Genomic DNA, 13,814 nt, shown 5'->3' on the forward strand with positions numbered 1-13,814 from the left:
AACGCCTGAACCCGTCTATGCGGGTGAAAGGAATAAATGGGCAGGCCGCATATAGACGCGCCTGTCGGAGAAGAACCGCGATGACGCGCGCGCAACGATTGAGTATACGGGCAGGGGGCCAAAGCGCCAGACCCTGCCGCGCGCCGTCCGATATCGCCCGTACAAGACACCTCCCCAAAAGCGCCTGTCCGCCTGGACGGGTCAGGACAACGCGTTTGGCGCGGTGCACCAAGGACACATGGCTAAGAAAATGCTTATCGATGCCACCCACGCGGAGGAAACCCGCGTTGTGGTGGTCGACGGAAACAAGGTTGAGGAATTTGACTTTGAATCCGAAAACAAACGCCAGCTTGCTGGCAACATCTATCTTGCAAAAGTAACACGGGTTGAGCCGTCGCTGCAGGCGGCATTTGTGGACTACGGCGGGAACCGGCACGGGTTTCTGGCGTTTTCCGAAATACATCCCGACTACTACCAGATCCCCGTCGCTGACCGCGAGGCGCTGATGGAGGAAGAGCGCGCCTATGCCGAGGCGATGAAGGCGCGGGATGAGGCCGAGGAAACAAAGCCCAAGAAGCGCCGGTCGCGTTCGCGCTCGAAGGCCGCTGACGTCAAGACGGACGATCCGGTTGAGACGCTGGAGGTTTCTTCAGAGCCGACCGGAATGGAAACCATCGATCTGGATGACGGTGAAGAGACGGAGGTGCCCGAAGGGACGTCTCCGATGGAAATCGTTGCCGAGACGCCGGTGGAAGAGCCTGAGGATGCCGCCGAGCCTGTTGCTGAAGAAGCTCCGACCGAAGAAGCCGAGTCCGAAGATGTAGATCAGCAGGCGGAAGCGCCAGAAGAGACTGCTGAGGTAGCGGAAGACGCACCTGTCGAAGCAACTGATACCGACCAAGAAGAACCTTCGGATGAGGTCGAAGCCAAGTCTGACGAAGAGGAGGCGGAAGCTTCTGGCGATGAGCCCGAGGCGGATGGCGAGACAGAAAGCAAAAGCGCTGACGCGGCTTCGAAAGACGATACCATCGAGTCGGTGGCGGACGAAGACGATAGCGAGGATATCCGTCCTCCGCGCAAGCCACGCCCGCGCCGCTACAAGATTCAAGAAGTTATCAAGGTGCGTCAGGTCCTGCTGGTGCAGGTGGTCAAGGAAGAGCGCGGTAACAAGGGTGCGGCACTTACCACGTATCTGTCTTTGGCGGGTCGGTACTGCGTACTGATGCCCAATACCGCACGGGGCGGCGGAATTAGCCGCAAGATCACCAATGCCGCTGACCGGAAGAAACTGAAGGACATTGCCGCTGAAATTGACGTGCCCACGGGCGCGGGTCTGATCGTGCGCACGGCCGGAGCCAAACGGACAAAATCAGAGATCAAGCGCGACTATGAATACCTGCAACGACTGTGGGAGCAGATCCGCGAGCTGACGTTGCAATCCATTGCGCCTGCGAAAATTTATGAAGAAGGCGACCTAATCAAACGCTCGATCCGCGACTTGTATAATCGCGACATCGATGAGGTTCTGGTTGAAGGCGAGGGCGGGTATCGCATCGCCAAAGACTTCATGAAGATGATCATGCCGTCGCACGCCAAGAACGTGAAGCGATACGAAGACGCGCTGCCGCTATTCGCGCGATATCAGGTGGAAAGCTATCTGGCCGGGATGTTCAACCCGACGGTTCAGCTGAAATCCGGTGGCTATATCGTGATCGGGGTGACCGAAGCGCTGGTGGCGATCGATGTGAACTCGGGTCGGGCGACCAAAGAAGGTTCGATCGAGGAAACCGCGTTGAAGACCAATCTGGAGGCCGCCGAAGAAGTGGCGCGCCAATTGCGTCTGCGCGATCTGGCCGGTCTGATCGTGATCGATTTCATCGATATGGACGAGCGCAAAAACAACTCGGCCGTTGAGAAGCGACTGAAGGACAAGCTGAAAACGGATCGTGCCCGTATTCAGGTGGGCCGGATTTCGGGCTTTGGACTGCTCGAAATGAGCCGTCAGCGTCTGCGTCCTGGAATGCTTGAGGCGACGACCCAGCCATGCCCGTCTTGCCATGGTACCGGCCTGATCCGGTCGGACGACAATATGGCACTGTCAATCCTTCGCCAGATTGAAGAGGAAGGCACTCGCCGCCGTTCGCGTGAGGTATTGGTGCGTTGCCCGGTTAGCATCGCCAACTTCCTGATGAACCAGAAACGCGAACACATCGCGCAGATCGAAGCGCGGTATGGTTTGTCGGTTCGGATCGAAGGGGACGTTCATTTGGTCAGCCCCGACTTCTCGATGGAGAAGTTCAAGACCGCTAGCCGCGTTGTTCCTGAAGCAACTGCGCCGGTGGTTTCGGTTGATGCGTCGCTGATGGATATGGTCGACGCCACGGATGAGGACGAAACCGAAGAAGAAACTGCGGTTCAGAGCGAGGAAGAGACCAAGCCCAAGCGTAAACGGCGTCGGCGCCGGCGCAAGAAGAGTTCGGGCAATGGTGACGCGCCGGATGGCAATGCGGACGAGTCTGACGCAGACAGAGTAACCGACTCGAGCAACGAAGCTGAGAGCGTCGATACCAAGCAGACCGAGGCTGAGCCTGTTGCTGAGGAAGATGCTGAGAAAGCGGCCAAACCGAAAAAGCGCCGGGCACCGCGCCGACGCAAAAAGGATACTGAGGCCACAGTCGAAGCAAGTGAGACGCAGACCGAAGCGGATAATGCGAACTCCGATCCGCAGAAAGAGCCGGTCAATGCTGAGGCCGCCGAGGCTGAACAGCAAGAGCCAGCCGATGAGTCTGAAAGCATCGAACCAGCCGTTGAGCCCGATAGTGCTGATGCACCATCAGAACTTGAGATCGCCGAAGCAACGTCGGCTTCTGAAGTCGCTGAAGAAGTGCCAGAGGAACCTGCTGAAGCGCCTGAACTGGTTGCCGAAGAAGCCGAAGAATCGACCGTGGCAGCAGAACCCGAAGTCATTGAGGCTGCCACCCCAGAGCCGGTCTTGGAGGCAGTGGCAGACGAACCCGAACCCGCGCCGGCCAAGCCAAAGCGCCGAGGGTGGTGGTCATTGGGACAGTAAGAAAAAGGCGGGCCAACTGGCCCGCCTATTTCATTAGGGTGCGTTCCAAAGAATCCTCAGGCCGATTTTTGGATCACATATATCTGATGACCATCTACTGTGTCTTGCGAGACAAGTGTATGGCCAGATTCGGTACAGAAATGCGGTACGTCGATAATCGCGGCAGGATCATCGGCCAGCACGCGCAGCATACCCCCCGCAGGCAAGGATTTCAGGCGCTTCCGAGCCTTCAAAACAGGCAAGGGGCACAACAATCCCAACGCATCCAGTGTTTCAATCTCATTGGTCATGGGGCTGAGATATTTCTAACGAGCCATACTGTCCAGCGCGCAACCACGAGGATGTGACCGAATGGCCTCGTGACGAAACCCGCGCGATACCATATGTGCTGAGTCATGTTCGGAATTGAGATCATAGACGCGGGCCTTCTGCCTGCCATGTTTATCGCCATGCTGGGCGGGTTGATAAGTTTTCTGTCTCCCTGCGTGCTGCCGATTGTGCCACCGTACCTCGCGTATATGAGCGGTGTGACTATCAACGAGATGCAGGATGAGGCGCGCGCGCGGCGCAAGGCGACCCTGGCGGCACTGTTTTTTGTTTTGGGTCTATCGACAGTGTTCCTGCTGCTAGGCTTCACAGCCTCGGTCTTTGGGGCGTTTGTCCTTCAGAACCAGGTGCTTTTCGCCAAACTCTCGGGTGCTGTCGTCATTGTCTTTGGCCTGCACTTTCTGAACGTGTTCCGCATTCCTTTGCTGGATCGTGAGGCACGCGTTGATACGGGTGACTCCAGCGGATCTGTGTTCGGGGCATATATTCTGGGACTAGCCTTCGCCTTCGGTTGGACGCCGTGCATCGGCCCACAATTAGGTGCAATCTTGTCGCTGGCCGCCTCCGAAGCATCAGTCACGCGTGGCACCGTATTGCTCGGCGTATATGCGGCAGGCCTGGGCATTCCATTCTTGCTGGCTGCGATGTTCCTGAACCGCTCGATGGCGGTTATGAACCGCATCAAACCGCATATGGGCACAATCGAGAAGGTGATGGGCGGGCTGCTGCTGTTTGTTGGCATCATGCTTGTCACCGGTTTGTTCACCGAATTCAGCTGGTGGTTGCTGGAAACATTCCCGGCATTGGCAAACCTCGGTTAACCCTCTGGCATTAAACGCGGATGGATAGACGCCAGGTCTTACCTTGGCGTCAACGCTGCGCTAATCTTTGGCGCAGAGGGCCGGGTAATGAGCAGTCAGCAATCCAATCCGCAGGTGCGCAAACGCCGGGTGTTTTACATTCCCGGCTACGACCCGCTTCATCCGCGCCGATATCGAGAGCTCTACCGCAAAGAGGGGGGCGCCCAGGCTGAGATATCGGGATACCAGATCGATATTAGCGCTAGGACGGGCGAAGGTCCCTACGGCTGGCAGGTGACTTCTCAGCAGGACGGCAGTCCTGTTGATGCAGATGTTCAGGTTCTGGTCTGGTCGGATATCGTGCGTGACAGCATGGCTCAATCGATACCAGCAACCTATCTGCAACTGGCGAGAACCGCCTGGATATATATCTCGACCGGTACGCTTTGGCGGCTGATGCAGCTGCGCAAGGGGCCCGTAATTGCGGCGCTATACCCGGTGGCAATGCTGCTGCTGCAGCTTTTTGCATCGTTGTTGATTGCTTGGGGTTTAGTCGCTGTATTGAAACCACTCGTTGGGTGGTGGTCTTTGGTACCTGCTGCCGGGGTAATCTATGCTCTGATGCAATGGTTCCGAAAGATCGATAATCGACTGTTCGCTTATTACCTTATGCATGACTATGCCCACTCGGCGAAGCTATACGGCGCGTATTCGCAAGATCTGCAATCGAGGCTGCGGGAGTTTTCTGACCTGATCACCGAGACGCTGGACACAGACACCGATGAGGTGCTGGTCGTGGGTCACAGCTCTGGCGCCCATCTTGGTGTGTCAGTGTTGGCAGATGTTTTACGACGACGGGGCGGTGTACAGGATAAGCCAGTCTTATCCTTTCTGACCTTGGGACAGGTGGTGCCAATGGTTTCGTTTCTACCGCAGGCACACACGCTTCGCGCTGATCTTAAATATCTATCCGAACGCGCGGATATGACTTGGATCGATGTCTCTGCACCGGGAGATGGCTGCGCGTTTGCGTTGTGCGATCCGGTCGCGGTCAGCGGCGTCGCTGGCCCCGAAAAATGCGGGCCGCTGGTTCTTTCTGCGGCCTTCACCCAAACACTGTCCCCCGCGCGATGGCAGCAATTGCGTTGGCGCTTTTTTCGCCTGCACTTTCAATATCTTTGTGCGTTCGATCAGCCTGGACTCTATGACTATTTCCGCATCACCGCAGGTCCTGAAACATTGAAACAGCGGTTTGAAAGGCGCGCCCCATCACGATCGCGCATAGAACGGGCTGTTTCGAAATACGTCGCGGTGGAAGCATGACGCCCCCAAAGCCCGAAGCAAGACCGGATAAAGTCTCGCTGTGGCGGTATCTGCGTCTGTTTCGGCAAGACTTGCTGTCTGCTCAGCCCCAGCGTCTATATCGAGCGTGGATGGCTGAATTCCGAACGCCGTTCTTTCGCTCGTATATGGTCAATCAACCCGATCTGATCCGCGCTGTTCTGAAAGAGCGCCCGGATGCGTTTCCAAAATCAAATCGCATCAGCGAAGGCTTACGCCCCTTATTGGGCCGGTCCGTGTTCCTGACCAATGGCGAAGTCTGGAAACGGCAGCGCAGGATCATTGATCCCGCCTTTGAAGGCGGACGTTTGAAAGACACGTTTCCCGCAATGTTAAATGCGGCGCAGGCTTGTGCGGATCGGCTTTCTGGCAGGGTTGGGCAGAAGGTGGAATGTGAAGAAATCACAAGCCATGTCGCGGCGGATGTGATTTTCCGCACCCTGTTCTCGGTTCCCATCGAACATGAGGTTGCCGCGCAGGTCTTCGATAAATTCCGAATCTATCAGCGCGAACAGCCCTTGCTGAACCTGGCCGCATTCGTTCCGGTTCCAAGCTGGATGCCCCGATTTCATTCTCGCAAAACTCGCCAAACCGCCAGCGAGATTCGGGATCTGATCAGCCGATTGACGGATGAACGCGCTATAGCAATCGAAAACGGGTCGGCCCCCGATGATCTGGCCACCAAGATAATGACGACAACAGACCCGGAAACCGGAGACCGGTTTGATGCGCAGGAAATGGTCGATCAGGTCGCCATCTTCTTTTTGGCGGGGCATGAAACCAGCGCGTCTGCACTGGCTTGGACGCTCTATCTGATGGCGATGCATCCGGACTGGCAGGAAAAGCTGGCTGAGGAAGCGAAAGCTCTGGACATGCCCAAGTTTTCTACCATGTCCCAACTGAAACTCAGCCGCGATGTGTTTCGTGAAGCTTTGCGCCTGTATCCACCAGTTCCAATGATGGTGCGCGAGGCGACATGTCCTGAACGCTTCCGTGATCGGGATATTTCGCAGGGTTCTCAGATCGTTGTAAGCCCCTGGCACTTGCATCGGCACGAAAGGCTTTGGGACCGGCCAGACGAATTCGACCCCACGCGATGGAGGACAGAAAACGGAAAGAAATGCCAGCGCGAGGCCTATATTCCCTTTTCGGCTGGCCCCCGGGTCTGCACGGGTGCAGGGTTCGCGATGGTAGAAGGTCCTTTGATCTTATCGATGCTCTTGCGTCGTTACCGATTCGAAACAATACCAGACAAAACGCCGATACCGGTCGCGCATTTGACCGTCAGATCGAAAGACGGAATTTGGTTGCGCTTGGTTGAGCGCTAACAAACTACCATCGCTCTTCGGCATGCTGTATGCGGATTGAAAATGCGGAATCATATTGAACGGGATTGAGTTATGTCGAAAGCAGAACAGCGCGCGCAGATGTCCGAAGGCGCAGGATTTATCGCAGCACTGGACCAAAGCGGCGGTTCAACCCCCAAAGCGCTGGCTTTGTATGGTGTTGAAGCATCGGATTACGGATCAGACGAAGAGATGTTCGGCGAGATTCAGAAGATGCGCGCGCGGATCATTCTGGCTGACGATTTCACCAAGGATAAAGTGATTGGCGCGATCCTGTTCGAACGGACTTTGGGTGAAGAAATCGACGGCAAGAAGGTCGCGGATTATCTGTGGTCCGAAAAAGGCATCGTGCCGTTTCTAAAAATCGACAAGGGACTTGAGGATCAGGCCAACGGTGTTCAGATGATGAAGCCAATTCCGGGGCTGGCTGAGACGTTGGCCAAGGCGGATGGTGTTTTTGGCACCAAGGAACGTTCAGTTATCCACGAAGCCAATGCTCAGGGCATTGCCGACGTTGTCGCGCAGCAGTTCCAGGTCGCACGCGTGGTCACTGATGCGGGAATGGTCCCAATTGTCGAGCCTGAGGTAAACATCCACTCGGAAACCAAGGCCGAGGCTGAGGACATTCTGAAATCAGAAATTCTGAAGAACCTGGATCAATTGGTCGAGGGTCAGGAAGTGATGCTGAAGCTGACGATCCCCAGCCAGGCCAACCTGTATGATGAGGTGGCGGATCACCCGCGCGTCCTGCGTGTTGTGGCGCTTTCCGGCGGATACTCGACCGAGCAGGCCTGCGACCTGCTTGGCCAAAACAGCAAGATGATCGCGTCGTTTTCGCGCGCACTGACCGAAGGGCTGTCCAAACAGCAATCTGACGCAGAATTCAACGCAGCGCTCGGCGGGAATATCGACAATATCTTCCGCGCCTCGATCTGATCGTGGGGTAATCTATTCGGGCTTGATGAAATCGCGGCGCATCTGCGCCGCTTTTTCGCGCATGACACATCCAATGGCGTGATCATTGATCAACCCCATGGCCTGCATAAAGGCAAAGATCGTGGTGGGGCCTACGAATTTCCAACCGCGTTTCTTCAGATCTTTCGACATCGCAATGGATTCTGCCGATGTGGAAGCGCTTTGCGGGGCGGGTGGCGCCGTAGGCTCGTACCTCCAGACATAAGCGGCCAATGATCCTTCGGAAGCGATTAGGTCCTGCACGCGGCAGGCATTGTTGATAACGGCTTCAATCTTGCCGCGGTGTCGCACGATGCCTTTGTCGTTCAGAAGTCGATTGATATCTGCATCAGAAAATTCTGCTATCTTGTTGAAATCAAAGTTTCTAAACGCTGCCCTGAAATTCTCGCGTTTTGACAGAATGGTGCGCCAACTCAAGCCTGACTGAAAGCTCTCGAGGCACAGTTTCTCGAACAGTCGTCTGTCATCGGAAACCGGATATCCCCATTCGTTATCATGATAGTCAAAGAATTCGGGGGCGGCCTTGCACCACGAACACCGAGGTTTTCCATCTGGGCCCGTTGCCAAATCGTTCATGAATGTACCCTTTTTGTTCTCCGCGAGAATAAGCGACGCGATTGTTTGAAATCAAGTACTCAATCGGTTTGACGATACCAATTCAGAATGAAGACACGAATGGCCGAAGCTAGTCCGGTTTCCGGGTCGCGCTCTGCATCAATATTTGCCGCCAGGACATTGATTGGGATATCTTTTTTCCGCGCGATGTCACGGAAGGCTTGCCAGAACTCATCCTCAAGCGAAACTGATGTTCGATGACCTTGCAAGGTCAGGGAGCGTTTGACAGGACGTCCACTCATTCGTCGACCTTGTGACCGTCAAGGTCCCGGCGCTGGCGGTCTTGCTGCAGCTTTACAACGGTCCTGTCGGCTTTGGATTGTCCGTGTTTCGCAGCGTTTGCATCCGCGCGGGCCTTTTTTTCAGCCCGCGCTTTTTCTTTTCGAAACCGGTTCAGGTTAACCGGTTTACCCATCAGTCCTTGGGTCCAATCATATGCTCGGGCCGTACAACCGCATCAAACGTCGCCTCATCCACAAAGCCCAACGCTATCGCTTCTTCCTTAAGTGTTGTGCCGTTCTTGTGCGCTGTCTTGGCGACGGTCGTGGCGTTGTCATACCCGATTGTCGGCGCCAGAGCAGTCACCAGCATCAGGGATTCCTTCATCAGCTTGTCGATGCGTGGCTCGTTAGCTTTGATGCCCAACAGCATCCGCTCGGTAAAGCTGTCGGTTGCATCGCCGAGCAGCTGGATCGACTGCAGCAGGTTATAGGACATCATCGGGTTGTAGACGTTCAACTGGAAATGGCCCTGCGAGCCTGCAAACTTCATTGCTGCGTCGTTGCCCATCACATGCGCGGCCACCTGAGTCAGCGCTTCGGCCTGTGTCGGGTTCACCTTTCCGGGCATGATGGAGGAACCGGGCTCGTTTTCGGGCAGGATAAGCTCACCCAATCCTGAGCGGGGCCCCGAACCCAACAGACGGATATCGTTGGCAATCTTGTAGCAGGAACCGGCGATCGTGGCCAACGCGCCCGACAGGAAGACCATGGCATCATGTGCGGCCAGAGCTTCGAATTTGTTCGGCGCGGTCACAAAGGGCAGGCCGGTGATATCGGCCATATTCTTGGCGACAGCCTCATCCCAGCCGCCATGCGTGTTCAAACCGGTACCCACAGCAGTACCGCCTTGAGCCAGTTCATAGATACCGGGCATTGCAGCTTCTACACGCGCAATGCCCTGACGGATTTGGTGCGCATACCCGCCGAATTCCTGTTCCAACGTCAACGGCGTGGCATCCTGCGTATGGGTGCGGCCGATCTTGATGATACCGGCAAACTCTTTTGCCTTGGCTTCCAGCGCCGAGGCGAACTTCTCAAGCCCGGGCATCAACACATCGCGCACACTCATCGCTGTGGCGATGTGCATCGCGGTGGGGAAAGTATCGTTCGAGGATTGACCCATATTGCAGTGATCATTCGGGTGAACGGGATCTTTCGAGCCGATCTCGCCACCCATAATCTCAATCGCGCGGTTCGCAATGACCTCGTTCGAGTTCATATTGGATTGCGTGCCCGAGCCGGTTTGCCATACGACCAGAGGAAAGTTGTCGTCAAACTTGCCTTCGAACACTTCACCGGCCGCTTGTATGATCGCGTCGGCGATCTTGGCGTCCAGCTTGCCGATGGCTTTGTTTTCAATTGCACAGGCCTTTTTGATCACACCCAACGCGCGCACGATGGCGACGGGCTGCTTTTCCCAGCCGATGGGGAAGTTCATGATCGAACGCTGCGTTTGCGCGCCCCAGTACTTATCGGCAGGCACCTCAAGCGGGCCAAAGCTGTCGGATTCAGTGCGGGTTTGAGACATCGGTCGCTCCGGTCTGGTATGCAGTCGTATGCCGTTTACCCGCAGCAAGGCTGTGGCGCAATCGGCCAGTTGAGCGCACCTTAAACTTGGGCCGCGAAAAGGTATAGACGCGGCACAGCTACAAATAATTTCTGTTAGCGAAAACAGTGCCATTGTACGTCGGCGGGCTAAAGTTAAGATGGAACAATAACCCTGACGGAGGCAACCATGCGCGTGTCACTTCTCAAAAGCCCTTTGTATACGCTTGCGTTATTGTTTGCCGCGAGTTTTTGGCTGGCAGTATTTGTGCAACACGCTCAGGCGACGGGAATCGAGCCGTTCGTGGGCGACTATACCGGTTCGGCCGACGTTGTTGATGCGGATGGTACGGCGACCCCTAGGGATATGAGCGTTTCAATTCAGGAAATCAAAGGGGGCTTCAACGTGAGTTGGACCACCACGACTTACAAAGCCGACGGTCGCATCAAGGATGAGAAATACTCGGTTGATTTTCAAAGCTCGGATCGGCCCGATGTTTATTCTGCGGCCATGAAGCGTAATGTGTTTGGCCATGAGGTGCCGCTTGACCCGATGAAAGGGGAACCCTTTGTTTGGGGGCGGATCGAAGGAGATACTCTGACGGTGTTTTCGTTGTTCATAGCCGAAAACGGTGGCTATGAGCTTCAGCAATTTGACCGGACACTAGCTGATGGCGGGCTCGACCTGTCATTTTCCCGGTTTCGCGATGGGGTTAAGTCGCGCTCGGTCGAGACATTCCTTCAAAAAGAATAAACCCCGCATCAAGCGGGGTTTTCTGGTCATTTCCGGAAGCTGTCCAGCGAGACCACGTCCGCATCATGCTGCGGTTCTGCCTCTTCAGCCTCAAGCTCAATCGGGGCCTCTTCCGTCACATGGATCTCTTCGTCCTCGTCTTCCGGGCTTTCAAAGCGCAAGCCAAACTCAACCGAAGGATCCACGAAGGTCTTGATCGCCAGATAGGGGATGTAAAGCGGTTCCGGCGCATCCCCGAAATTCAGCGTAATCGAAAAGCCATCGTCACCGACTTCGAGGTTTTCGAACCAGTGCTGCATGACAATCGTCATCTCGCCTGGATAGCGCTCACGCAGCCAATCGGCCAACTCAACGCCCTCATGCCGTGTATCAAAAGTGATAAAGAAATGATGCGAACCGGGCAGGCCGGTTCCGGACACGTCGGTCAGGACGGTCTTGATCAGGCCTCGCATGGCCGTGTGCATCAGATTCCCGTAGTCGATGTCTTGCGACATGGTTGATCCTCGAAAGTGGTTAATCCCAGCATAGTTCATTCGGACGGAAACGAAAGGCTGTGCTGGGCTGTATTGATTACAAAATCTGCATGCCTAGTCCGGCCAGAACCATGATACCAAGTGTGGTTGCTAAACCGGATTTCATACGGAAAATCAACAGGCCAGCCAGAACGGTCAGCACAATTGCGCTGAATTCAAGCGACGAAAGGTCGGGTAGGGGGAGAGAAACTGGTCCCCAATGCCACCCCGGAATTGAGGTGAACAAGACGTTTAGCCCGAACCACACGGAGAGGTTGAGAATCACTCCGACGACCGCAGCTGTGATTCCGTGCATAGCGGCCCCAAGACGCGGACGCTCGGGGATTCTGTCCAGATGCGGGGCTGCAAGAAAAATCCACAGAAAACACGGTACAAACGTCGCCCATAAAGCGACAATGCCCGCCGCAAACGCCAGCGAGGCGCCTCCGGCAATCTGACCGCTAAGCATGGCCACAAACTGAGTCACCAGAATCAGTGGCCCAGGCGTGGTTTCGGCCAGACCTAGCGCGTCGATCATCTGGTCCGTGTTGATCCATTGGTAGGTTTCGACCACGGTCTGGGTCATATAGGCCAGCACCGCATAGGCACCGCCAAAAGTTACAACCGCAAGGCGGGCAAAGAACCAGCCCAGATCGCTGAGCAGTTCCTGACCGCTCAAAGACAGAACAAACAACGGCCCCAGCCAAAGAATAAGCCAGAAAACCGCTGTGCGAACAGGATTGGCAAGTGTTGGGCTGGTTTGAACGGCAACGGGCTTGTCGTCTTTCGAAGTCACGAATCCCCAAACGGCAGCGCACAGTATGATTAGAGGGAAGGGCAGGTTGAAGACAAAGATCCCCAAAAAGGCTAGGCCCGCGATAACCCGGTGCTCGACGTCTGTAAGCGCTTTCCTCGATAGGTTCCGTAATGCTTGCAGGACGATGATGATCACCGTGGCCTTGATGCCCAAGAATCCGGCTTGAACCAAAGGCAATGTGCCATAGGCCGCATAGAGCAAAACCAACAGCGCGATCACCAGAGCACCCGGCAGTACAAACAAACTGCCTGCGATTAACCCACCGGCCACTCCGCGCAGCCGCCATCCTGCATAAGTGGCAAGCTGCATGGCCTCGGGACCCGGCAACAGCATGCATAAGGAAAGCGCGCGCAGATAGGTCTGTTCGTCCAGCCAGGGGCGCCTTTCAACCAGCTCCTGATGCATGAGTGAGATCTGGGCGGCGGGGCCTCCGAAGGACAGCAGCCCGATGCGCCCAAACACCCTGATCAACTCTTGATATGAAGGGGTCATCTGCCGTGACCCGCGGGCCAGTCATGCGTCTCGCTAGAGCCATCGCGCGCCCAGCGATAGAGAGCATCATAGATATGCAATCCAGCCTGCAATTGCTGCTGGTCATCCCGATACTGGCGCGACAAGCCGACCGAAAGGGCCAGTAACCCGGCGGCCTCAGGCGCCAGATCGTGCCTGTTTGTATCGGCGGCACGTATGATCGTCGCCATGCGGTCCAGAGGCTCAGATCGAAGCTTGAAGTCATCCAGCATCGTGTCAAAGGTACAATTGTCGCCGCGATGGCTCCAATCAGTTCCTTCAACATCAAAGGGTGTGGCGCCGAAGTGCTCGGCAACCCCCTGAATTTCATCCGGTGCTACAAACAGGAACCGAGCGCGCCTGTCGACAAACCTGCGGATCAGCCAGGGGCACGCGATGCGATCAATCTTGGGGCGATGCCGCGTCACCCAGACCGTGTTGCCTTTTGCAACTGCAGGAAGGGGAGGCACAGGCACGACCATTGCGCCCGGCATAGCGCGCCAGGCGAACATTCCACCTTCCAGAAATTCTGCCACCACCCCTTCAGCCTGCAGCCATGAAACAACGCCCTGACTCAGCTTTTTGCCTTTCTGGCAAATTACTACGCAAGAATGATCGCCGGTATGATTTCTTATGCCATCAACATTTTGATATGGCATTCGGAATGCGCCGGGTATGAGGGAGGGATCATCGTCGAAATCCCCGTCTGTGCGCACATCAAACAGGATAGGAGCCTGAGGCGTACCGATCAGGCGCAAGAGTTGTCGGGGTGTAATTGCATTGGGGGCAGCCATTGCATGTTTCCTTATTGCTTTGGATACATGCGAACTTGGGCTGCCGCCTCACGGGGTGTTCGCAAGCTTACCCCTTGATCCTCTGCTAGCGCGCAAATGCGGGATGGGTCAAGCTTGCGGTCAAGTT

The 13,814-nt window shown here is 55.8% G+C and carries 14 protein-coding genes; 6 read left to right on the plus strand and 8 right to left on the minus strand.

The genetic code is table 11. The features are described 5' to 3' along the window. Positions 1-238 precede the first annotated feature (238 nt). Positions 239-3,070 (plus strand): Rne/Rng family ribonuclease, encoded by a 2,832-nt coding sequence (locus tag ACR0JG_RS10530; protein ID WP_480569611.1) that lies wholly within the window; start codon positions 239-241, stop codon positions 3,068-3,070. Between the two features lie 56 nt (positions 3,071-3,126). On the opposite strand, the gene ACR0JG_RS10535 is transcribed toward ACR0JG_RS10530, so the two are convergent. Continuing rightward, entirely contained in the window at positions 3,127-3,360 is a 234-nt protein-coding gene (locus ACR0JG_RS10535; protein WP_170393161.1) for a sulfurtransferase TusA family protein, read from the minus strand. A gap of 105 nt (positions 3,361-3,465) precedes the next feature. On the opposite strand from ACR0JG_RS10535, the gene ACR0JG_RS10540 reads away from it, so the two are divergent. From ACR0JG_RS10540 to ACR0JG_RS10555, 4 genes are all read left to right on the plus strand, one after another. After that, positions 3,466-4,218 (plus strand): cytochrome c biogenesis CcdA family protein, encoded by a 753-nt coding sequence (locus tag ACR0JG_RS10540; protein WP_170393160.1) that lies wholly within the window; start codon positions 3,466-3,468, stop codon positions 4,216-4,218. A gap of 87 nt (positions 4,219-4,305) precedes the next feature. Beyond that, a complete protein-coding gene (locus ACR0JG_RS10545) occupies positions 4,306-5,520 on the plus strand; it encodes a hypothetical protein (protein ID WP_480569614.1) in 1,215 nt (404 codons plus the stop codon). Beyond that, positions 5,517-6,866, plus strand: a complete 1,350-nt coding sequence (locus ACR0JG_RS10550; RefSeq protein ID WP_480569617.1) for a cytochrome P450 — start codon at positions 5,517-5,519, stop codon at positions 6,864-6,866. The genes ACR0JG_RS10545 and ACR0JG_RS10550 overlap by 4 nt, the downstream gene beginning before the upstream one ends. Before the next feature lie 72 nt (positions 6,867-6,938). Then, positions 6,939-7,820, plus strand: a complete 882-nt coding sequence (locus ACR0JG_RS10555; protein ID WP_170393157.1) for a fructose bisphosphate aldolase — start codon at positions 6,939-6,941, stop codon at positions 7,818-7,820. 12 nt (positions 7,821-7,832) lie between these two features. Here the strand turns inward: ACR0JG_RS10555 and ACR0JG_RS10560 are convergent, their stop codons facing one another. From ACR0JG_RS10560 to fumC, 4 genes are read right to left on the minus strand one after another with little or no spacing between them, the layout of a single operon-like run. Further along, on the minus strand, positions 7,833-8,435 hold the full coding sequence (locus ACR0JG_RS10560; protein ID WP_480569620.1) for a DNA-3-methyladenine glycosylase I: 603 nt from the start codon (positions 8,433-8,435) through the stop codon (positions 7,833-7,835). 59 nt (positions 8,436-8,494) lie between these two features. Further along, positions 8,495-8,716: a ribbon-helix-helix domain-containing protein gene (locus ACR0JG_RS10565; protein WP_170405591.1), complete on the minus strand. Its 222-nt coding sequence runs from the start codon at positions 8,714-8,716 to the stop codon at positions 8,495-8,497. Further along, positions 8,713-8,889, minus strand: a complete 177-nt coding sequence (locus ACR0JG_RS10570) for a DUF4169 family protein (protein WP_170393154.1) — start codon at positions 8,887-8,889, stop codon at positions 8,713-8,715. The genes ACR0JG_RS10565 and ACR0JG_RS10570 overlap by 4 nt, the downstream gene beginning before the upstream one ends. Next, the gene (gene fumC, locus ACR0JG_RS10575; protein WP_170421467.1) at positions 8,889-10,283 is read right to left on the minus strand and encodes a class II fumarate hydratase; all 1,395 of its coding nucleotides are present in this window, start codon (positions 10,281-10,283) and stop codon (positions 8,889-8,891) included. Before fumC ends, ACR0JG_RS10570 begins: the two co-directional genes overlap by 1 nt. Before the next feature lie 207 nt (positions 10,284-10,490). Here fumC and ACR0JG_RS10580 point away from each other — a divergent pair, with 207 nt between their 5' ends. Continuing rightward, on the plus strand, positions 10,491-11,054 hold the full coding sequence (locus ACR0JG_RS10580) for a hypothetical protein (RefSeq protein ID WP_170421470.1): 564 nt from the start codon (positions 10,491-10,493) through the stop codon (positions 11,052-11,054). Positions 11,055-11,080: 26 nt separating this feature from the next. Here ACR0JG_RS10580 and ACR0JG_RS10585 read toward each other — a convergent pair whose 3' ends face one another. The 3 genes from ACR0JG_RS10585 to ACR0JG_RS10595 all read right to left on the minus strand — a co-directional run bounded on the left by ACR0JG_RS10585 (position 11,081) and on the right by ACR0JG_RS10595 (position 13,687). Beyond that, the gene (locus tag ACR0JG_RS10585) at positions 11,081-11,548 is read right to left on the minus strand and encodes an SspB family protein (RefSeq protein WP_480569623.1); all 468 of its coding nucleotides are present in this window, start codon (positions 11,546-11,548) and stop codon (positions 11,081-11,083) included. Positions 11,549-11,624: 76 nt separating this feature from the next. Further along, positions 11,625-12,875: a chromate efflux transporter gene (chrA, locus tag ACR0JG_RS10590; protein ID WP_480569626.1), complete on the minus strand. Its 1,251-nt coding sequence runs from the start codon at positions 12,873-12,875 to the stop codon at positions 11,625-11,627. After that, positions 12,872-13,687, minus strand: a complete 816-nt coding sequence (locus ACR0JG_RS10595) for a chromate resistance protein ChrB domain-containing protein (RefSeq protein ID WP_480569629.1) — start codon at positions 13,685-13,687, stop codon at positions 12,872-12,874. Before ACR0JG_RS10595 ends, chrA begins: the two co-directional genes overlap by 4 nt. Positions 13,688-13,814: the final 127 nt, after the last annotated feature.

Source organism: Ruegeria sp. AD5, from assembly GCF_056542345.1.

Excerpts from the sequence above, each read along its gene's own strand:
- ACR0JG_RS10560 (WP_480569620.1), bottom strand. The coding sequence starts at position 8,435 with ATGAACGATTTGGCAACGGGCCCAGATGGAAAACCTCGGTGTTCGTGG.
- ACR0JG_RS10545 (WP_480569614.1), top strand. The coding sequence starts at position 4,306 with ATGAGCAGTCAGCAATCCAATCCGCAGGTGCGCAAACGCCGGGTGTTT.
- ACR0JG_RS10550 (WP_480569617.1), top strand. The coding sequence starts at position 5,517 with ATGACGCCCCCAAAGCCCGAAGCAAGACCGGATAAAGTCTCGCTGTGG.
- ACR0JG_RS10580 (WP_170421470.1), top strand. The coding sequence starts at position 10,491 with ATGCGCGTGTCACTTCTCAAAAGCCCTTTGTATACGCTTGCGTTATTG.
- ACR0JG_RS10595 (WP_480569629.1), bottom strand. The coding sequence starts at position 13,687 with ATGGCTGCCCCCAATGCAATTACACCCCGACAACTCTTGCGCCTGATC.
- ACR0JG_RS10570 (WP_170393154.1), bottom strand. The coding sequence starts at position 8,889 with ATGGGTAAACCGGTTAACCTGAACCGGTTTCGAAAAGAAAAAGCGCGG.
- ACR0JG_RS10555 (WP_170393157.1), top strand. The coding sequence starts at position 6,939 with ATGTCGAAAGCAGAACAGCGCGCGCAGATGTCCGAAGGCGCAGGATTT.
- ACR0JG_RS10585 (WP_480569623.1), bottom strand. The coding sequence starts at position 11,548 with ATGTCGCAAGACATCGACTACGGGAATCTGATGCACACGGCCATGCGA.
- ACR0JG_RS10530 (WP_480569611.1), top strand. The coding sequence starts at position 239 with ATGGCTAAGAAAATGCTTATCGATGCCACCCACGCGGAGGAAACCCGC.
- ACR0JG_RS10535 (WP_170393161.1), bottom strand. The coding sequence starts at position 3,360 with ATGACCAATGAGATTGAAACACTGGATGCGTTGGGATTGTTGTGCCCC.
- fumC (WP_170421467.1), bottom strand. The coding sequence starts at position 10,283 with ATGTCTCAAACCCGCACTGAATCCGACAGCTTTGGCCCGCTTGAGGTG.
- chrA (WP_480569626.1), bottom strand. The coding sequence starts at position 12,875 with ATGACCCCTTCATATCAAGAGTTGATCAGGGTGTTTGGGCGCATCGGG.
- ACR0JG_RS10565 (WP_170405591.1), bottom strand. The coding sequence starts at position 8,716 with ATGAGTGGACGTCCTGTCAAACGCTCCCTGACCTTGCAAGGTCATCGA.
- ACR0JG_RS10540 (WP_170393160.1), top strand. The coding sequence starts at position 3,466 with ATGTTCGGAATTGAGATCATAGACGCGGGCCTTCTGCCTGCCATGTTT.